At 51.9% G+C, this 19,027-nt stretch carries 18 protein-coding genes and 1 pseudogene; 11 read left to right on the top strand and 8 right to left on the bottom strand.

Annotation, left to right across the window (positions count from 1 at the left end):
• Window positions 1-422 (top strand): annotated as a pseudogene (locus CX651_RS17440) (hypothetical protein); the annotation flags it as partial.
• 256 nt (window positions 423-678) lie between these two features.
• Here CX651_RS17440 and CX651_RS17435 read toward each other — a convergent pair.
• Window positions 679-2,277 (bottom strand): AbgT family transporter, encoded by a 1,599-nt coding sequence (locus tag CX651_RS17435; protein WP_101057212.1) that lies wholly within the window; start codon window positions 2,275-2,277, stop codon window positions 679-681.
• 629 nt (window positions 2,278-2,906) lie between these two features.
• Between CX651_RS17435 and CX651_RS17430 the strand changes: the two genes are divergently transcribed.
• From CX651_RS17430 to CX651_RS17415, 4 genes are all read left to right on the top strand, one after another.
• Window positions 2,907-3,476 (top strand): LemA family protein, encoded by a 570-nt coding sequence (locus CX651_RS17430; protein ID WP_025010793.1) that lies wholly within the window; start codon window positions 2,907-2,909, stop codon window positions 3,474-3,476.
• A gap of 21 nt (window positions 3,477-3,497) precedes the next feature.
• A complete protein-coding gene (locus CX651_RS17425; RefSeq protein WP_101057210.1) occupies window positions 3,498-4,532 on the top strand; it encodes a DUF3137 domain-containing protein in 1,035 nt (344 codons plus the stop codon).
• 179 nt (window positions 4,533-4,711) lie between these two features.
• Complete coding sequence (locus tag CX651_RS17420; RefSeq protein WP_229839817.1) at window positions 4,712-5,380, top strand: lytic transglycosylase domain-containing protein; 669 nt, start codon at window positions 4,712-4,714, stop codon at window positions 5,378-5,380.
• Between the two features lie 25 nt (window positions 5,381-5,405).
• On the top strand, window positions 5,406-5,837 hold the full coding sequence (locus CX651_RS17415) for a hypothetical protein (RefSeq protein ID WP_101057208.1): 432 nt from the start codon (window positions 5,406-5,408) through the stop codon (window positions 5,835-5,837).
• A gap of 164 nt (window positions 5,838-6,001) precedes the next feature.
• Here the strand turns inward: CX651_RS17415 and CX651_RS17410 are convergent, their stop codons facing one another.
• Window positions 6,002-6,859 carry a 23S rRNA (adenine(2030)-N(6))-methyltransferase RlmJ gene (locus CX651_RS17410; protein ID WP_045283956.1) on the bottom strand — a complete coding sequence of 286 codons (858 nt, stop codon included), beginning with the start codon at window positions 6,857-6,859 and terminating at the stop codon, window positions 6,002-6,004.
• A 131-nt stretch (window positions 6,860-6,990) separates the two neighbouring features.
• Between CX651_RS17410 and CX651_RS17405 the strand changes: the two genes are divergently transcribed.
• A complete protein-coding gene (locus CX651_RS17405) occupies window positions 6,991-7,749 on the top strand; it encodes a class I SAM-dependent methyltransferase (protein WP_101057224.1) in 759 nt (252 codons plus the stop codon).
• Between the two features lie 827 nt (window positions 7,750-8,576).
• On the opposite strand, the gene CX651_RS17400 is transcribed toward CX651_RS17405, so the two are convergent.
• The 4 genes from CX651_RS17400 to CX651_RS17385 form a co-directional block, all read right to left on the bottom strand.
• Window positions 8,577-9,767 (bottom strand): BaiN/RdsA family NAD(P)/FAD-dependent oxidoreductase, encoded by a 1,191-nt coding sequence (locus CX651_RS17400; RefSeq protein ID WP_101057206.1) that lies wholly within the window; start codon window positions 9,765-9,767, stop codon window positions 8,577-8,579.
• Between the two features lie 78 nt (window positions 9,768-9,845).
• On the bottom strand, window positions 9,846-10,862 hold the full coding sequence (gpsA, locus tag CX651_RS17395; protein ID WP_101057205.1) for an NAD(P)H-dependent glycerol-3-phosphate dehydrogenase: 1,017 nt from the start codon (window positions 10,860-10,862) through the stop codon (window positions 9,846-9,848).
• 7 nt (window positions 10,863-10,869) lie between these two features.
• Window positions 10,870-11,355 carry a protein-export chaperone SecB gene (secB, locus tag CX651_RS17390; RefSeq protein ID WP_025010842.1) on the bottom strand — a complete coding sequence of 162 codons (486 nt, stop codon included), beginning with the start codon at window positions 11,353-11,355 and terminating at the stop codon, window positions 10,870-10,872.
• A 205-nt stretch (window positions 11,356-11,560) separates the two neighbouring features.
• Complete coding sequence (locus tag CX651_RS17385) at window positions 11,561-11,995, bottom strand: rhodanese-like domain-containing protein (RefSeq protein WP_101057203.1); 435 nt, start codon at window positions 11,993-11,995, stop codon at window positions 11,561-11,563.
• Window positions 11,996-12,222: 227 nt separating this feature from the next.
• On the opposite strand from CX651_RS17385, the gene gpmM reads away from it, so the two are divergent.
• Genes gpmM through CX651_RS17365 form a run of 4 tightly spaced genes read left to right on the top strand, consistent with a single transcriptional unit; the run spans window position 12,223 to window position 16,913 of the window.
• Window positions 12,223-13,764 (top strand): 2,3-bisphosphoglycerate-independent phosphoglycerate mutase, encoded by a 1,542-nt coding sequence (gene gpmM, locus CX651_RS17380; RefSeq protein WP_101057201.1) that lies wholly within the window; start codon window positions 12,223-12,225, stop codon window positions 13,762-13,764.
• 10 nt (window positions 13,765-13,774) lie between these two features.
• The gene (locus tag CX651_RS17375; protein WP_101057199.1) at window positions 13,775-14,911 is read left to right on the top strand and encodes a murein hydrolase activator EnvC family protein; all 1,137 of its coding nucleotides are present in this window, start codon (window positions 13,775-13,777) and stop codon (window positions 14,909-14,911) included.
• A gap of 32 nt (window positions 14,912-14,943) precedes the next feature.
• Window positions 14,944-16,149 carry a S41 family peptidase gene (locus CX651_RS17370; RefSeq protein ID WP_101057197.1) on the top strand — a complete coding sequence of 402 codons (1,206 nt, stop codon included), beginning with the start codon at window positions 14,944-14,946 and terminating at the stop codon, window positions 16,147-16,149.
• A gap of 14 nt (window positions 16,150-16,163) precedes the next feature.
• Window positions 16,164-16,913, top strand: coding sequence for a divergent polysaccharide deacetylase family protein (locus CX651_RS17365; RefSeq protein ID WP_101057195.1), 750 nt, complete (start codon window positions 16,164-16,166; stop codon window positions 16,911-16,913).
• Here CX651_RS17365 and CX651_RS17360 read toward each other — a convergent pair whose 3' ends face one another.
• Together CX651_RS17360 and CX651_RS17355 are read right to left on the bottom strand one after the other, a co-directional pair.
• Entirely contained in the window at window positions 16,914-17,366 is a 453-nt protein-coding gene (locus tag CX651_RS17360) for an Rrf2 family transcriptional regulator (RefSeq protein WP_101057193.1), read from the bottom strand.
• A gap of 9 nt (window positions 17,367-17,375) precedes the next feature.
• Entirely contained in the window at window positions 17,376-17,630 is a 255-nt protein-coding gene (locus tag CX651_RS17355) for a YkgJ family cysteine cluster protein (protein ID WP_101057222.1), read from the bottom strand.
• A 228-nt stretch (window positions 17,631-17,858) separates the two neighbouring features.
• Here CX651_RS17355 and CX651_RS17350 point away from each other — a divergent pair.
• Window positions 17,859-18,885, top strand: a protein-coding gene (locus CX651_RS17350; protein WP_101057191.1) for an IS630 family transposase whose coding sequence is annotated in 2 segments (ribosomal slippage) — window positions 17,859-18,310 and window positions 18,309-18,885 — 1,029 coding nt in all. Because the reading frame shifts where the segments join, the coding sequence is not laid out codon by codon here.
• Window positions 18,886-19,027: the final 142 nt, after the last annotated feature.

Here is a 19,027-nt window from a genome sequence, read left to right as displayed (position 1 = left end):
CTGCGTATAAGGAAGGCTCTTATCACGAAAACTATCAGGCGGAGTTTTTTAACGGAAAGGATTCACTGTTTGAGATCATCGTGAACGTGTATGGCAAAGGCGAGGAAAAGGGCTTGAAAGAGGAGCTGAGCCGCTACAGCGGGATGATGGCCTTTTTCGCCAGCAGCAAGACCAAGGTGGCCGGGCGGGAAGGCCGGCTGTTTATCAGTGATGGCAAATACTCGGATACCCAGCGGGAGTTCACCTGGGTCAGCACCGACAGCAAAATCAACAGTGTCCGTTATGCCCATATGGAGATCAGCGGCAAGATAGAGATAGAAGATTTTCCGGCGATGGCGCCCTTGAATGCCACCGAGATGATAGTAGGGCTGCTCAAAGGCGTGCGGGTTAGAGAAAACGGCATGGTCGGAGTGAAGGACTAGCGAGTGGAATGAAACTTGATAAGAGCATGCCAGAAGTCTTTAAGTGTACTAGTTCAGACTTGATCTGGTTATGCTGAATTAGTTCCGACCAGGTCTGACACAGCTTCTTGAAAAGTTGAGAGTTATCCGTTTTGATTATTTGGTGATAAAAAGGCAGATTTCTCTGCCTTAGTAAACGTTATACACACTTTTAGTTACTGTATATAACCTAAGCCCCTTCCCACTAAAATCCTCAGTCATTCACTGTTACAGACTATCAGCCCGCCGGTGAATAGTAGGTAGCCGCACCTGGGCCAACCGGCAGCCCCAGGCCGAATACCCAGAGGAAGAAGAACAGGGTCCAACCGACGAAAAACACCAGCGTGTATGGCAACATGGTAGCCACCAGAGTACCTATCCCCAGGTCCTTCTTGTAGCGCGCGGCGACCGCCAGGATCAGGCCAAAGTAACTCATCATGGGCGTGATAAGGTTAGTCACAGAGTCACCTATTCGATAGGCCGCCTGAATGGTTTCCGGCGCATAACCCACCAACATCAACATGGGCACAAATATCGGCGCCGTCACTGCCCACTGGGCCGAGGCACTGCCGAGCATCAAGTTGATAAAGCCACACATCATGATAAACAGCAGGAAAACTATCGGCCCGGTCAGCCCCAGGGCGCTGAGGGCATCGGCGCCGGTCACCGCCAGCACGGCGCCCAGATTGGTCCACTTGAAGAAGGCCACAAACTGCGAAGCGAAAAACACCAATACGATATACATGCCCATGGTGCTCATACTGTGGGACATGGCGTTGATCACATCGGTATCTTTTTTCATGGTGCCCACCACCTTGCCGTATACCAGGCCGGGAATGGCAAAGCAGACAAAGATAAACACCACGATTCCCTTGAGAAACGGCGAGCCGGCCACTTCTCCCGTCTCGGGGTGACGCAGTGGGCCCCACTCGGGTACCACGGTCAAGGCCAACACGGCGCCGAGCAGCAGCGCCGCCAAACCGGCCATTTTCAGCCCTTTTTTCTCCTGTTCGGTGACAGTTTCCATCCGCTGATCTTCCAAATCGACACTGGCTTCAGAGACATCATAACGACCCAGTTTGGGTTCAACGATTTTCTCCGTCACCAAGGCACCGAGGAATGAGATCAAAAAGGTGGAGACAAACATGAAGTACCAGTTGACCTCGGGGCCCACAGTGTAGTCCGGGTCTATCATCTGCGCCGCCGCTTCGGTGATCCCGGATAACAGGGGATCCACGGTTCCCAGCAGGAGGTTGGCACTGTAGCCACCGGATACCCCGGCAAAGGCCGCCGCCAAACCCGCCAAGGGATGCCTGCCAAGGGAGTGGAAAATCATCGCCGCCATGGGGATCAGCACTACATAACCCAGTTCGGCGGCAGTATTGGAAACGATTCCGGCAAAGACTATGGTCAGGGTAACCAGACGCTTGGAGGCTCCCATTACCAGCGCCCGCATGCCGGCCGACAAGAGTCCTGAGCGTTCGGCAATCCCCACCCCGAGCAAAGCCACCAGTACAGTGCCCAGCGGCGTAAAACCGGTAAAGTTGGTTACCAGGTTGGAGACTATCATCCGCAGACCTTCAGCATTCATCAGGCTGACCACATGGATCAGGCCATCGGCACTACGGCCACTGGCGCCTTCGGGGCGAGGATCCACTACTGTGACTTCAAAATAACCGGCAACGCCGGAGATCAGGATGACGGCTGCACAAAACAGCGCAAATAGCGTGATGGGATGGGGCAAAAGGTTGCCCAGGCGCTCCACCACATTAAGGAAGCGGATAAACCAGCCACTCTTGGCGGTTTCGAGCGGTTGCTGAGAATGATTGGACTGCATCTGATTTCCCTGTCTGCCGGCTCGGCTGCCGGTTCTATTTTCATGGCCGTAACATCTACGACAAGCGGCCCGCCATTTTGCCGCGACACTTTTAACTGAAACTTAACCTGAAAGAATTGCTGGGAAATTGAGGTAAAAAAAAAGGACCCAGGGCGGGTCCATAAAGGCAAATTCGCTGAACTAATCGCTTTGCCCCAACGTTGTGTCGTTACAATTTACAACACGCTGTCTGAACCCGGCCTGAACACAATAAAAGCTATTTGTAAATAGGATGAATCCGATTGTTCGCTTTGACCGATGCCAAACAATTTTCCTGCCATCCTTAACAGAATTCGCTCAACATGAGTCAAAAACTGCTGCTTTTTTACCACTCAAAAACAGATAAATACTCAATAAAAATCATTGTGATAACGTTTTTACGCGCTAAAAACATACAGTAAAAACCTCCAATTCAAAGGCTTTTACTTAAATCCACCTTTAAAGGCATATAAGTGATGGTTTTCATTGACTTGGCAAGACTCGCCGTCAAGGGGTCAGCACAGGTTCAAAATCACAACAAAGATGCATTTGCGGCCATTTTATGATTAGCTGGCGCAGTTCAGAAAAAACTGCAGGGAACTTTAGCAAATATGGATGGATTTTTGTTGATACTGGCGATCGCCGTGATACTGATTTATCTCTGGTATGTCAGCCTGATAAAAAAACGCAACACGGCCCGTGAAGCCCTCTCCGGCATAGATGTCCAGCTCAAGAAAAGGGCCAATCTGCTGCCCAATATTCTCACCATAGCCAAGCGCTTCATGGACCATGAAAAACAGCTGCTGACCGAGATCACCGAATTACGCACTCAACTGACCCAAAGCTACAATCCGGCCGACACAGATGCGGTAAAACAACATCTGGATTTGGCCAACCAGCTCAACAGCCGTGTCGGCCAGTTGATGGTGTCGGTAGAAAACTACCCTGAACTCAAGTCAGACAACACCATGTTGCAGGCGATGCAGACCTATAACGAAGTGGAGGCCCATATCTCTGCGGCGCGGCGCTTCTACAACTCGGCGGTCACTGAACTCAACAATGCGGTGGAAATTTTCCCGGGTTCAATCATAGCTTCCATGGCCAAGGTACAGGCTCTGCCCTTCTATGAGGCGGATGAAAGCGCCAAAAGTCCGGTCAATGCCGGCGACTATTTGAACTGAGACAGAGTAAAAGATTGACCCGTGAATATTATCACCTTCCTGATGGGGGCCAAGATTTCCCCGGTACGCCCGGGAAAAGGCTTACAGGCCCCCAGCGAAGACCTGCCCAAGCTGCAGCAATACTATCGCCAGCATATACAGCCCAAGGCCAGTCAATATGAAAGACTGAGGATCAAGAGCCTCAAGCAGTGCCGAACCCGGGTAGCCCTATTTGTACTGACACTTGTGGTGACTCTGCTACTGGTTTGGCACTATTGGTATGACCTTATGTACTACAGTTCCCTTGGCCCGGAAGCTTCGTTTGCCCTCGCCCTTACCCCAGTTTTGCTGATGTTTTTCTGGTGTCAGAAACCCATCAAGGCGTTTCAAAAGCAAGTCAAAAAAAATCTGTTCCCGCTGATCTTCCGCTATTTCGGCGACGACTTTACCTTTAGTCCCAACGATGGTTTGCCACTGCGCCCTTTTCGCGATGCCGGCATTTTGCCCAAGCATGACATAGCGCATTCCAGCGATTTTATTACCGGTAGCTATAAACAGGTCGAACTGGGGATCAGTGAATTAGTGCTGAAGTCAGAATATCGGGATAGCAAGAATAAGAAGCGTACCAGCGAGGTATTCAAGGGACTGGCCATGACCTTTACCGTGCCACAAAACTTCGGCTGTCATGCGGTATTGATCCGCGACCGCGGCCTGCTGGGGAAACTCTCTTCCAGCTATTCGGGGCTGAAGCAGATGAAGCTGGAAGATCCTGTGTTCGAGAAAGAGTTCGATGTCTTTGCCGACAATCAGATCAATGGCCGGGTGTTGATGAACCCCTTGTTTATGGAGCGTTTGCTGGATTTGAGCAAGAAGTTCGGCCGGGATCTGCGCTGCGCCTTCCACGGCAGGCAGCTGTTGATCCTGTTTCCCAGTAACAAGGATAGATTCGAGACCGCATCCATCTTTGAGGGAGCCACCTTCGAAAAGGAGTTCAGCCAGATCCACAGTGAAATGCAGCAACTCTTTGCTATCATTGACATATTGAAACTGGAAACACGGACGGGTTATCAGGCGTGAAGCACACTTCCGGCCAAGGACTCATCTCTTTGCTACTCTGGCTGCTGAGCTCGGCGCTGCCCTTTGCTGCGCTTGCCGGCACCGAGATACCTATGCCTTCGGAAAAGGCCACCATGGGTGAAGAGCCCTCAGCTATGGATAAAGAGCATTCAGCCGTAGGAAAAAAGCCTTCAGCTATTATGGGTAAAAAGCCCTTCGTCATGAGTGAAAACCCTTCAGCTATAGCTAAAGAGCCTTCGACCAAACCCCGTATAGTGGCGCGTTACTCCGAACACGGCATCAGTGACAGCAGTCTGCCGAAGCGAAAAATCTATCAGTACCGCCAGGCCAACGGCGTGATGGCGTTCAGTGACAAGCCCCCCGGCAGTCAGGAATATCAGATCATTCTCTATGATTGCTTCGCCTGCCGACCTGACTCCAAGGTGAACTGGCAAGCAATCCCCCTGTTTGGCAGTGACTATGCCGCCGAAATCACCCTCGCCGCCCAAACCTACAATCTGGATCCTGCGCTGATCCGGGCGGTGATCCACGCCGAGTCGGCCTTCAACGCCAAGGCCTTGTCCCGTACCGGCGCCATGGGGCTGATGCAGTTGATGCCGGATACCGCCAAAGAGCTCGGTGTCAGCAATGCCTTTGTGGTATCACAGAATATCGACGCCGGTAGTCGCTATCTGGCGCAGATGCTGGCCCGTTTCGATGGCGACATGACCCAGGCGCTGGCTGCCTACAATGCAGGACCGACCACAGTGAGCCAATATCGCGGCGTGCCACCCTACCCGGAAACTCGCGCCTATGTGAAACGGGTGAAGATTTTACTGGAGCGCTACCGCAATTTGAGCCGTGCCTGAGAGGCGAAAAAACAAAGAAGTGAAGATGTTTAACCTCAACTCCCTCGGCCTTTGCGCCTGCCTGCTGATGCCCTTTTCCACCATAATAGCCTGTGATGACAGCCAACTTGGGCCGGTTCCCACAACCGCCGAAGCAATAGCGGCAGTAAAGCAAGTCATGCAAAGCCACAAGGGCGAGCTAGACAACAGCATGAACGACGAGGAGATGCTGGATCAGGGCAGCCAACTGACCCGTACCATCTTCTGTGAGGCGGGCTACAGCCTCAAGGCCACTTGGGCTGCCTGGGCTCAGGACCAGTGGAACGAGCAGTCGGCTTACGATGGCCCCAACGGCATGGCACTGCGCAATATGATGAGTATCAGCGCCTATTTGATAGAGACCAATCCGCAGCAGGCGCTGGCGCTAGGGCTCATAGATGAGGCGACGCTGGCCGAGCTGAAAGCACTGTCGGAATAATTCACCACAGCCGCTTATCACCACAGTCGCTATCACACAGTCGCTTAGACGCCGTAAAGGCCACGGTTAACAGGCCGGGCCGTTAGTACACAACTTGGTATCCGACTTAGTACCCAATTAATACCCAGTGACCCGGCCAACAGTTTTTTATGATGGAACTTAGCTTACTCGCCCACTTCCCAGGTGACAGTGACGCTGCCGCCCCCCTGATTGAGCCTGGGGTGAAGCCAGGCCAGCAGCTCTTCGGCCTGGGTATCCAACTGCCATGGCGGGTTGATGACCCACAGACCCGCCGCCGTCATACCGAATTCATCCGAGTCAGGCTTGATACTCTGCTCTATCCGTAACTGGCGCCGAATACCGCTGTCTTTCAGCTTCGTCAGCATGGCTTCAGTCTGGGCTCGGTTAACGACCGGATACCAGAGCAGATACACTCCGGTGGCAAACTTGCGATGGGCCTTGATCAGGGTATCGGCCACATCCTGATAGTCACTCTTGAGCTCATAGCTGGGATCCACCAGCACCAGTGCCCGACGCTCCAGTGGCGGCACCGCGGCCAACAGGCCCTGCAGACCGTCGCCGTGAACCAGCTTCACCTGACGGGCACCTTCAAAATACTCCTGCAGCAATTCAACATCGGTATTGTGCAGCTCGTGCAGCAGCATTCTGTCCTGCTCTCTAAGGTGCATATCCACTATCGCCGGAGATCCGGGATACCAGGCCAGCTCATCAGTGGCCTGCTCCTCGTTGCCTTCATTGAAATGGCGTACCGCCTCCAGATAGGCTGTCATCGCCTGCGGCACACTCGTTTCCTGCCAGAGCTTGCCTATACCTTCCAGATATTCCCCTGTCTTTTGGGCAAAATCATCTTCCAGCGCATAGCCACCGGCACCGGCATGGGTATCGATATAAACCAAAGGTTTATCTTTCTTCTGCAACAAGCTCAGCGCCTGCAACAAGATGGAATGTTTGAGCACATCGGCATAGTTGCCGGCATGAAAACCGTGACGATAGCTGAGCATGGGTTCCCCAATGACTGACGGGTAAATGACCGCGGCATTATAGCTGCTCTGCCTGCGAGTTGCAGCTGAACGTATTCAGTCAGGTTGGCATTTGGCATAATGGCGCCAATTCAGCCAAGGACTCAAACACAGTGAAGCAGCCAAGCCATAGCATTTATTTTGATACCCGGGAGCCGCGTCTGTGCGCCATTGCCGAGCGCTGGGGCCTGAAGCATTCAGAAGACTCTGTGTTTGCCTTGGGGTTTGAGCAGGAGATGCTGACCCTGTTCAAGCGTGACGAACCCAAGCTTGGCGGTATCTGTGTCGATTTTGTCGGCGGCGCCGTGGCCCACAGACGTAAGTTCGGCGGCGGCCGCGGCCAGGCCATAGCCAAGGCGGTCGGTCTCAAGCAAGGCGCCTGCCCCTCTGTGGTAGATGCCACGGCCGGTCTAGGCCGTGATGCCTTTGTGCTGGCGAGCCTTGGCTGCCAAATGACGCTGATTGAACGTAACCCCTTGGTGGCGGCTCTGCTGGAAGACGGTCTTAGCCGCGGTTATCAGAACAGCGAAATCGGCCCCTGGATGCAGCAAAGAATGACGCTGCTGCACGACTCAAGTCTGGAAGCGTTGAGCCAGATAAGTCCGCAACCGGATGTGGTCTATCTGGACCCCATGTATCCCCACAGAGACAAGTCGGCATTGGTAAAAAAAGAGATGCGGGTATTTCAGACCCTGGTCGGTGCCGATACCGATGCCGACGGCTTGCTGGCTCCGGCGCTGGCACTGGCGAGCAAGCGGGTAGTGGTCAAACGGCCGGACTACGCCGAAGACCTGGCCGGAGTTAAACCCAGCACTGTTATCGCCACCAAGAAAAACCGCTTCGATGTCTATGTCAAAGCGGCGATGAACTGAGACCAAACCGCCCGCTTGAGTCTGCAGCCATTTTGGTGTCGCTGAACTCATAAGTTGATATAGGGGCCATCGAATAAACAGTGTCAGGTGTTCACTATGAATCTGTGCCAATCCGTTATGGGATTAAACAGTCAAACACTGCCTTCCGGCATCCGAAATAGTACGAGATGACTCTATCCGGGCGAGACACAACTATCAACTAAAATGTCATTGATTTGATGCTGATTAATCTCGCTATCAAATACATGCTGATATTGACCTCTCAGAGCCAGAGTGCCTTCGATTGCAATTTGATAGGCGCAGAATAGTTGCGGCGTGAGAAACGCATAGGTGGCACCACTGGTGGCCTCTGCTTAATAACCAGCTACTAATAATCCTAAATAAAAGGCGGAACAACCTTTGGGATTGAAGCTGCCCCGGTGATCTTTGCCCTTTCCATGCTAAGAGGCCCTAACCAAAGGCAGGATTGTACATCCGCAACACAACACCCGAATACTCAACTGTGTCCATAACAATAAAATTACTGAGCAAGTCAGTAAAGGACTACACTATTGGAAGCCACCAAGTTCACGCTCGGTGACCCAATCGTTTAGCGATACGATGCCCGACTCCTGAAAGAGCCTGACAACCTCGGCAGGTGTCAGTTGCCCGAATGATAAGAGCGGTTCTCCGATGTACCAGGCCCAGGCAGCATGATCGGATTTAAACCAAGACAGATCAACAAAGCAAGCTATGTGATCTAAGGTTGTAAAGTCCACCTGAGCCCAAAGAGTCGGGTCCTCAATTCCCGTTTAGCTATGTACAAACTTTATTGTTCCTAAACACAATTACACCACTTCACCGGCGGCGTAGCCGGAACTCCAGGCCCACTGGAAGTTATAGCCGCCAAGCCAGCCACTAACATCCACCACTTCACCGATAAAATAGAGTCCGGGATGACGCTTGGCCTCCATGGTCTTGGAGGATAACTCATCGGTATCCACTCCGCCCAGAGTCACCTCGGCGGTGCGATAACCCTCGGTGCCGCCGGGTTGGATCTGCCAGCAGTGGAAATAGCTGTCCAGCGCAGCCACATCGGCCTTGGACAGTTGGTTGAGGTTCTTGTTGGGTAATTCGCCCAGCTCGAGCAGCCTCTCAACCAAGCGCTTAGGTAACAGCCGAGATAATCCATTTTTAAGCGACAATTTTGGTGATTCAGCAGTAATTGTTTTGCACCAGTCGACAAAATCCAGGTCCGGCAGTAAATCAAACCGCACACTCTGGCCTGGCTGCCAGTAGGAGGAGATCTGCAGCACAGCCGGCCCGGACAAACCTCTGTGGGTAAATAACATGGCCTCTCTAAACTGCCTGCCGCACTCGGCTTGGGCGATAACCGGCAAGCTGATGCCAGACAAGCCTTCAAATCTGGCCTTGTCTTCAGGTTGCAGAGTAAAAGGAACCAACCCAGCTGTGGTAGGCAGCACCTTGATGGCAAACTGCTCGGCAATGCGGAATCCAAACGGTGTAGCCCCGAGCTTGGGCATGGACAAGCCACCAGTGGCTATCACCAGAGATTCACAGCGATATTCTCCTTCACTGGTTTGCAGGCTGTAACCGTCATCTGTGGCTGCCACAGACAGAATTTCGGTACGCAGCTGAATTTTGACCCCGGCCCAATCGCACTCAGTGGTCAGCATATCGACGATATCTTTGGCCGAGCCATCACAAAACAGCTGTCCCAGGGTCTTCTCGTGATAATCGATGCCGTGCCGCTCGACCATGGCGATGAAGTCCCACTGGCTGAAACGAGCCAGCGCCGACTTAACGAAGTGTGGGTTACTGCAGAGGTAGGCGCCCGGTTCAATGTTCTGATTGGTGAAGTTACAGCGACCACCGCCACTGATCAGAATTTTGCGCCCCAGTTGTTTGGCGTTATCCAGCAAGAGGACATCCCGGCCCCGATACCCGGCAGTGAGGGCACACATTAACCCTGCGGCGCCAGCGCCGATAATGATCACCTGATGCTGTTTAACTGACATAACGCTCACTCTCGGGCCCAACAAGGGGCAATAAAAAAGGACGCTATTCTAGCATCCTTTTCCGGGATTGGAGATGGCTCAGTCTGCCGAGGTTTCCGACTTCTTCTCTCTGGCCAGCAGTTCTTTGGCAGCATCCAGAGGCGATTTACCCTGATACAGCACCTGATAGATCTGCTCGGTGATCGGCATCTCTACCCCCAAGCGCTTGGCCAGGGTGTAGACCTCTTTGGTGTTGCGGTAACCTTCAACCACCTGACCGATTTCGGCCTGGGCAGTATCGACATCACACCCCTTACCCAATGCCAAACCAAAGCGACGATTGCGCGATTGGTTATCGGTACAGGTCAGCACCAGGTCCCCAAGACCCGCCATTCCCATAAAGGTAGAAGCATGAGCACCCAAGGCCTCCCCCAGACGGCTCAACTCCACCAGACCACGGGTGATCAGGGCTGTACGGGCGTTGGCACCAAAGCCTATACCGTCGGACATACCGGCGCCGATGGCGATGACATTCTTGACCGCGCCACCGAGTTGCAGGCCGATAAAGTCGTCATTGGCATAGACCCTCAGACGTTTGGGGCTGTGCAACAATTCCACCAGATCCTCGGTAAACTCGGCATCGGTACCGGCCACAGAGATAGCGGTTGGTAAACCTGCCGCCAGCTCTTTGGCAAAAGTCGGTCCGGACAATACCGCCAGCGGATATTTCTCCCCCAACACATCGCGGGCAACATCCTGCAACAGGCGACCGCTTTCCGGCTCCAGCCCCTTGGTGGCCCATATAATGCGGGCATCATCACGCAGCAGAGGCTTGGCCTGAGCCAGCACTTCGGCGAAAACATGACTTGGCACCACCACCAGAATGTTTCGCGACGCCGCCAATGCTTTAGCCAAGTCGGCTTCCATTACCAAGGACTCGGGAAAGGCAATTCCGGGAAGAAAGGCTTGGTTACTGCGCTCGGCAGCGAGTTTGGCCACATGCTCGGGCTCATGCCCCCACAACAGGGTGCTGTGTCCATTGCTGGCCAAAGAAATGGCAAGGGCGGTGCCATAAGAGCCCGCCCCCAATACCGTTATTTCGGCAGTATCTTTCATCGGCTGATTACGCGTTCGCTTCTTCGGCCGGAGCTTGCTCGGCGGCGGCTTGACGCTGCTGCACATATTGAGCGAACAGGGCGTCGAAGTTCACAGGTGCCAGGTTCAGCTGTGGGAAAGTACCACGGGATACCAGGCTTGCCACAGTTTCACGGGCATAAGGGAACAGAATGTTAGGGCAGTAAGCCCCCAGAGAATGAGCCAGTTGAGGATCGCTCAGACCAGAGATAGAGAAGATACCGGCTTGTTGTACTTCACACAGGAAAGCAGTTTCTTCACCATTTTTAGCAGTCACAGTCAGTGACAGTACTACTTCAAAAACGTCGTCGGCCAGCTTGGCGCTACGAGTATCCAGATCCAGCTTAACTTCAGGATTCCACTCTTTCTGGAATACCGCTGGGCTGTTAGGGGTTTCGAAAGAAACGTCCTTGATATACACGCGTTGAATGTTGAACTGTGGGGCTTGTTGTTCGTTGTTTGCTACTTCAGCCATAATTCCTACCTATCCATTTAGTCTCGGCTTGCAATGAGCCGGTGTTTAGGGTGTATGTTACTCGGGTCAATTGCGACTCCCAGTCATCATCCCTGCTATTCATCTGTTCAGCGCCGGAACAGAACTCAGGATGCCGGTTGCCACTTCAGTATGGCCACTCTACTAACAGAGCGGCGCCAAATGCAATGACAACCGCCGACACTCATTATCTTTTGCTTTTGGATACAGGCATATTTGCTGCCTGCCAATCACCCATACCACCTTTGAGGTTAAAGACTTTTTCAAAGCCTTGCTTAACCAATATCTGAGCCGCTTGAGATGAGGTCATGCCAGCGTTGCATACCAGTATAATGGGTGTGGTTTTGTACTTTTCAAGGTTCGTGGTCTGATTATTTTTGATATCGGCCATAGGCACATTCAAGGCATTGAGAATGTGTCCCTTGCGAAAATCGTCCTTGGCTCGCACATCGACCACCTTGGCATCTTCCTTATTCATCAAGAAAATCGCTTGCTGATGATCGACGCTTTTAACCTTGGAAAAACCGGATTTGAACAGGGTTACAATCACGGCGATAAACAAACCCACCCAGGCCAGGCTCAGCATGGGGTGGGCTTTAAGAAACTCTATATATTCCTGCATTTTTTACTGCCTGTTATCTATTGGGCCATTTAGGACAAGCGCAGAGTATACCCAGAGGCCAGGCAGATTGCAGCTGTTTCGCTGCAGTTTTGCCCCTTGAATCGGCGTTAAATCGCGGCCCTTCCTATTGTCGCAATCGGGTAAATGGCTTTTGCCCTCAGGGCAGACGTAGTAATATTTAACCAATTTCAGATTTGACCGATTCTTTCAACTTTACAGGTATTAACATGAAGACAAGCAAACGTCCTTTGGCACTGCTAATTCTGGACGGCTGGGGTTATCGTGAAGGGACGCATATGAATGCCGTCCATCATGCCAATACTCCAGTTCTCGACAGACTCAACGCCGAATACGCCCACAGTTTGATTTCCGGCTCAGGTAAAGATGTTGGTTTACCCGACGGGCAGATGGGCAACTCTGAAGTGGGCCATATCAATATTGGTTCCGGCCGTATCGTTTATCAGGAACTGACCCGCATCAGCAAGGCCATTGAAGATGGCGAATTTGAGCAAACCCAAGCACTTATCGAGGCAGTCGACGCCGCCATCAAAGCAAACGGCGCAGTACACATCATGGGACTGCTGTCACCCGGCGGTGTTCACAGCCATGAAGATCATCTTGAAGCCATGTGCCGCATGGCCGTCAAGCGGGGTGCCAAGCAGGTTTACCTGCACGCCTTCCTTGATGGGCGTGATACACCGCCACGCAGTGCCAAAGCCAGCCTGGAACGCTTCGACAAGCTGTTTGCCGAATTAGGCCGAGGCCGCATAGCCTCCATCGTTGGCCGCTACTACGCCATGGACAGGGACAACCGTTGGGACCGAGTCTCCCAAGCCTACGATCTGATCACTCAAGGTCAGGGGAAATACAGCGCCGACTCCGCCGTGGCCGCGTTGGAAGCTGCCTATGACCGAGATGAAAACGATGAGTTTGTTGCCGCAACTGCGATTCTAGATCAGGGTAAGGCCACAACACTGAACGATGGCGATGCGCTGATTTTCATGAACTTCCGTGCCGACCGCGCCAGACAGATCACCCGCGCCTTCGTCAATCCGGACTTCAATGGTTTTGAACGCGCAGTAACGCCCAAGGTCAACTTTGTCATGCTCACAGAGTATGCCGCCGATATCAAGGCTCCGGTAGCCTTCCCATCGGAAGACCTGGTCAACACTCTGGGCGAAGTACTGCAAAATCGCGGTCTGACCCAGCTGCGTATTTCTGAAACCGAGAAATATGCCCACGTAACCTTCTTCTTCAACGGCGGCAAAGAGCAGCCATTCGTGGGTGAAGACCGTATTCTGATCAACTCGCCCAAAGTCGCTACCTATGACTTGCAACCTGAGATGAGTTCGACAGAGCTGACAGATAAGTTGGTTGAAGCTATTGAATCAACTCAATATGATGTCATTATCTGTAACTACCCCAACGGTGACATGGTAGGCCATACCGGCAAGTTTGATGCTGCGGTCAAGGCTTGCGAAGCCGTGGATACCTGTATAGGCCGAGTAGTGGACGCTCTGGCCAAGGTAGATGGTGAGTGCATTATCACTGCCGACCACGGCAACGCCGAGCAGATGGTGGATGAAACCACAGGTCAGGCTCATACCGCTCACACCAGTGAGCTGGTGCCCTTTATCTATGTCGGTCGCGAGGCCACTATCGATGAAGGTGGCCGCCTGAGTGATATCGCCCCCACTATGCTAACGTTGATGGGACAGAGCATTCCTGACGAAATGACAGGGCGTCCGTTAATCCATACAAAAGAGTAACACTGACCCGGTGCAGAAGCGTATTTTAGCCAAAGCCAGCATACTTGCTGGCTTTCTCGTGTTTTCCTCTCAGCTGCAGGCATCTGATCTGGAGCGGCGTCAGTCCGAGTTAAAGGCACTGCAATCCCAGATCACCGCGCAGCAAAATGCCCTGAGAGACACAGGCAAGCAGCGGGAAAAACTACTGCAACTGCTGAAAAAAGACGAGCAGGCTATCGCCAATGCTGCCCGTAAGGTCAACCAAACGGAAAATGCCCTCAGCAATACCGAAAAACGCCTTGCTGAGCTGAAACAAAGAGCCGCACAGCTGGACAAACTCAAAGAAAGCCAGCAGCAAACCCTGGCCAAGCAACTGACCAGCGCCTATCTCGCCGGGAATCATGACTACAGCAAGATGCTGCTCAACCAGCAGGACCCGGCCACCATAGAGCGAATGCTGGCCTACTATGAATACCTCAACAAGGCCAGAATGCAGGCCATAGAACAACTGAAACAGACCCGCCAGGAATTGTCGGCAGTGCAGCAAAGTGAGCAGCAGGAACGCAATCGACTCAACCAGCTGGTATTGGATCAGAAGGCTCAATCCAAGCGCCTCAATCAAGAACAGGATCAACGACAGCAAACACTGAAGGAACTGCAACGCACCATCAGCAGTAAAGCCTCGGAGCTGGAACAACTACAGATAGAAGAGGCCTCTCTGAAACGGGTTGTCGAGCAAGCCCTGGCCGCCATGCGCGATAGCCCCAGCATGGATGGATTGGCCAAGTCCCGTGGTGCCCTTAACTGGCCCACTAAGGGCAGGATCAAAAACAGCTTTGGCAGTCAGCGTTCCGGCAGTGTGCGCTGGAAAGGTGTCATGCTGTCAGCTCCGGAGGGCCAGTCTGTCAGTGCTGTAGCCGCCGGCAAGGTGATCTATGCCGACTGGCTGCGCGGTTTTGGTATGGTGTTAGTTGTCGATCACGGCAAAGGTTATATGAGCCTCTATGGCCACGCACAGGCGTTGCTGAAAGACGCAGGCGATACAGTCAAGGCTGGCGAAGCCGTGGCACTGGTAGGACGTTCCGGAGGACAAACCGAGCCTGGCCTATACTTTGAAATAAGGCATAAGGGGCAAGCTGTCGACCCGACAAATTACTGTCGGCGTTAGTCAACAGCCCCCGGCACTTCAAAGGGGGCAACATGGGCAACTCTATTCGTAACCTGCTGTATATCGGCCTTGGTATCATCATGGGAGTCTCTCTCAGCCTGGCTAGCCATGAAAACTTCCCCAAACCCAGTCACACCCACGAGCTTTCATTACTGCTGGATGTGATGGATACAGTGGAAACCTACTACGTCAGGGACATCAGCCGCAGGGAGCTTGTCGACGCCGCTATTGAAGGCATATTTCAACGACTCGACCCTTATTCCAGTTTTCTGAAACCTGAGCAGATGAACAGCCTCAGAGACAGCAACCGTGGGGAATACTTCGGCTACGGCTTTGAAGTGTCCACGGAAGGGGAAAAGCTCAGAATTATCGCGCCTTTTCCCGGTTCTCCAGCCGAACAAGCCGGGATCATGGCCGGCGATATTGTTACCGCTGTCAACGGTAAGAGTATTGCCAAGCAGTCCATGGAAGAGGTACTTAGCCAAATAAAGCAATTCAGCAACAGCAATAGCGAGTTATCGCTGCAGCTACATCATGCTCACTCAGATGTCAGCTTTGAAGTCAGTCTTAAACCAGCCACTATCAGCGTCCACTCTGTACTTGGGAAAATGCTAACCAACGACATTGGTTATATTCGCCTGGCAAGTTTTCAGGAGGACTCTACCCGCGACATAGTGCGACTATTGAGCGAATGGCAACAGCAGCCAATGAATGGTTTGATTCTGGATTTGCGCAACAATCCTGGCGGCTTGCTGGATCAAGCGATTCGAATTGCCGATCTGTTTCTGGATAAGGGTCGCATCGTCGCCACCGAAGGACGCTTCTTCGATGCCAATTCGGATTACTATGCATCTTCGCAAACCATGCTGGCCGGCGTGCCCATATTGGTGCTGATCAATCGTGGTTCAGCTTCAGCATCTGAAGTACTGGCGGCGGCGCTGCAGGAGAACAACCGTGCCAAGGTGATAGGTGAAACCAGCTTCGGTAAAGGCACAGTACAAAGCCTGATCCCAACACTTATCGATGGTAATACCATCAAGCTGACCATAGCCCGATATACCACCCCCAAGGGCCAGGATATTAACGCCAAAGGAGTGGAACCCGATATAAAAATCGCACCCAATACTGTTTCCGATAACAAAACTGTGCCTATAATCGACCTCATATCTCCCCATGCAGATACCGCCAGCGATAGAGCCATAAACTCGGCAGTGGCATGGATACAATCAAATAAATAAAATTAATATCAAACGTGCGCTATTGTTTCTACCTACTACTGCTGGTCGTAAGTTGCTCTCCTGCATGGGGAGCAAAACTGGCAATCGTCATCGATGATATTGGCTACCGCCATACAGATGAAGCCGCCCTATCCTTACCTTCAGCCGTGACCTTGTCTGTATTGCCACATACCCCTCTCGGGCAACAACTGGCTCGCCAGGCTCACAACAAGGGCCATGAAATTATGGTACACCTCCCTATGCAGGCACTTAACGGCAAGGCCATGGGACCAGGTGGACTCAACAACCAGATGTCAGAAACCGAGTTTAAAGCAACTCTCAAACAAGCCCTGCAGAGCGTGCCCTTTGCCAGGGGAAGTAACAACCATATGGGGAGTTTGTTGACTCAACTCGAACAACCTATGGGCTGGTTAATGGAAGTACTGCAACAGGAAGAGCACTTCTTTATCGACAGCGTTACTACCCGTTACACTAAAGCTGGCGAGAAGGCCGATGCCTTGGGTGTTCCGTTGCTAAGACGTCAGGTGTTTCTGGATAATCAGCTAACCGAGCAGGCTTTCGAAAGACAATTGGACTTGGCAATAGCCAAGGCCCAAAGCGAAGGTGAAGCCTTGATGATAGCTCACCCTTACCCAGAGAGTATGCAGTTCCTCAAGAAGAAACTGCCAGAACTGGCAAAGATAGGGGTCACTCTGGTGCCAGCTTCCAACTTACTACCAATCTCATTGGCCCAGAAGCAGAATACCAGCGGTGAAAAACTCTAACTAGAGTTGCAGTACAGGGATCTCCAGATCCGGCAGCAAGGCTCGCAACTCCTGTTGGTTGCTGACAATGTCTGCCAGGGTATAACGATCGAGCACAGCCAGATAAGCATCCACAGCTTGGGCCAAGACCCCTTTCAACTGACAAGCCGGGGTCAGTCGACAATAAGGCTTGCTGCAATCAATTGGCGCCAGTGAATTTTCCAGTGCCCGCACCAATTCGCCGACATTGATCTTCTCCGGAGCCATCCCCAAACGAAAACCACCGCTCTTGCCGCGTATTGTTTGCAAATAACCCAGCTTACCCAGGTGATGTACTATCTTGGAGACATGATTAGGTGAAAGATCAAAAACCTCTGTGATCTCTGCGATTCGAAACAAAGTCTCTCGCTCCGGTTGAATCGCCAGATACATAAGAGTTCTTATTCCAAAATCTGTATAACGCGTTAACTGCATCTTTCACCTTCAGAAAGAGGTTTCCACCTCTAAAGAGCCTATCAGCCAGAGCGCCTCTTCGTTGCTGTTACCACATACATCCACCGATGCAGAGAAATCACTACACACATCAGGACGTTTAGGGGAACCAAAGAGGCGACATAGATTGTTGTCATCAAGTTGCACACAACGAACCCCAGCGGGTTTACCTCCCGGCATCCCAGGAATGGCACTGCTGATGGAGGGTGCTATACAACAGGCACCGCAACCGATACGACAATCCACAATCATCACCTGTAATAGAATATGACTATTATAACGACAAAAAATTTTCGGGTAAGTACTCAAGTCACAGACTCAAACGAATCCTACAGCCAAAGCGAATATAACGATAGCACTTATATATTCTCTGTCGTCAACCTCAAGAACCGGGATACTCCAGACCTACAAGGATAATACCAATCTCTTTAATTATGTGATCTAATTAGCCAACACTTTTTCAGCTGCCAGATCATGAGTCATCCCGACATCGCTTCATTAGCAAAATCCGAGAAAAGCGCACGTAAACGCATTCGCTATCTCGCCCTGCTTCACTTTATCGAAGGTCATTCCCGTACCTCTATCGCCAGTATGTTGAAGGTCAGCAGAACCAGTGTGAATAAGTGGGTCACCACTTATCTCTCCTTGGGACTATCCGGCCTGGATGACAAGCCAAATCCGGGACGTCCCGCTAAATTGTCCTCTCTTCAACTAGCAACCCTGAAAGAATTCGTACTACTCAAAAGTCTATCTGAGCAAGGCGGCAGATTAATGGCCAAGGACGTCGGCCACTTTATTCAGTCTGAATTTGGCGTGACTTTCAAGCAAACGAATATCTACCGTTTACTACATCAATTAGGCTTTTCCTGGATCACTACGAGATCACGTCACCCGAAACAATCTGAAGCCGTGCAAGAGGCTTTTAAAAAACTTCCCAATGGCAATGATCCTTAACACCCCGGGACACGTCGCACTCGATCGCATCGATGTTTGGTTTCAAGATGAAGCCAGATTTGGTCAACAAAACACCACTACCCGTATTTGGGCCAAGAAAGGGACTAGGCCACGAGTGGTAAAGCAGCAACAGTTTGAATCAGCGTATTTATTTGGTGCAGTCTGTCCGGCAACAGGCGCCACGCAAGCTATAATCGCCCCCTTTGCCAACAGCGATTATATGCATGAGCACTTAAAGTTGATTTCGGCCGCAACGGGATCAGGACGCCATGCTCTGGTCATCATGGACGGCGCGGGCTGGCATCAACAAGATTTGGCCGATGATTTTGATAACCTCAGTATTCTCAAACTTCCCCCATATTCACCTGAACTCAATCCAGTAGAGCAAGTCTGGCAATGGCTTCGTCAACATGTGTTGGCAAATCGCTGCTTTAGTGGCTACGACGATATTGTTGAGCAATGCTCCATCGCATGGAACAAGTTTATTGGAGAGCCGCTGAGGGTGATTCAATTATGCTCTAGGCAGTGGGTAAGAATGGTCAGTTAATTAACGTAATTGGTATAACTCTGTAAATTTGCAGAAAAGAACCAAAACGAAAAAAGCCTCATCTTTCGATGAGGCTTTTTCTTTAAGTTGGCGGAGCGGACGGGACTCGAACCCGCGACCCCCGGCGTGACAGGCCGGTATT

Source organism: Shewanella chilikensis, assembly GCF_002836945.1.
Taxonomy (GTDB): Bacteria; Pseudomonadota; Gammaproteobacteria; order Enterobacterales; family Shewanellaceae; genus Shewanella; species Shewanella chilikensis.
This window is presented reverse-complemented; position numbering and strand designations above follow the sequence as displayed.

Excerpts from the sequence above, each read along its gene's own strand:
- CX651_RS17410 (WP_045283956.1), bottom strand. The coding sequence starts at position 6,859 with ATGCTCAGCTATCGTCACGGTTTTCATGCCGGCAACTATGCCGATGTG.
- gpsA (WP_101057205.1), bottom strand. The coding sequence starts at position 10,862 with ATGAAAGATACTGCCGAAATAACGGTATTGGGGGCGGGCTCTTATGGC.
- CX651_RS17370 (WP_101057197.1), top strand. The coding sequence starts at position 14,944 with ATGGGCAACTCTATTCGTAACCTGCTGTATATCGGCCTTGGTATCATC.
- CX651_RS17360 (WP_101057193.1), bottom strand. The coding sequence starts at position 17,366 with ATGCAGTTAACGCGTTATACAGATTTTGGAATAAGAACTCTTATGTAT.
- CX651_RS17435 (WP_101057212.1), bottom strand. The coding sequence starts at position 2,277 with ATGCAGTCCAATCATTCTCAGCAACCGCTCGAAACCGCCAAGAGTGGC.
- CX651_RS17400 (WP_101057206.1), bottom strand. The coding sequence starts at position 9,767 with ATGTCAGTTAAACAGCATCAGGTGATCATTATCGGCGCTGGCGCCGCA.
- CX651_RS17385 (WP_101057203.1), bottom strand. The coding sequence starts at position 11,995 with ATGCAGGAATATATAGAGTTTCTTAAAGCCCACCCCATGCTGAGCCTG.
- secB (WP_025010842.1), bottom strand. The coding sequence starts at position 11,355 with ATGGCTGAAGTAGCAAACAACGAACAACAAGCCCCACAGTTCAACATT.
- gpmM (WP_101057201.1), top strand. The coding sequence starts at position 12,223 with ATGAAGACAAGCAAACGTCCTTTGGCACTGCTAATTCTGGACGGCTGG.
- CX651_RS17415 (WP_101057208.1), top strand. The coding sequence starts at position 5,406 with ATGTTTAACCTCAACTCCCTCGGCCTTTGCGCCTGCCTGCTGATGCCC.
- CX651_RS17430 (WP_025010793.1), top strand. The coding sequence starts at position 2,907 with ATGGATGGATTTTTGTTGATACTGGCGATCGCCGTGATACTGATTTAT.
- CX651_RS17420 (WP_229839817.1), top strand. The coding sequence starts at position 4,712 with ATGGGTAAAAAGCCCTTCGTCATGAGTGAAAACCCTTCAGCTATAGCT.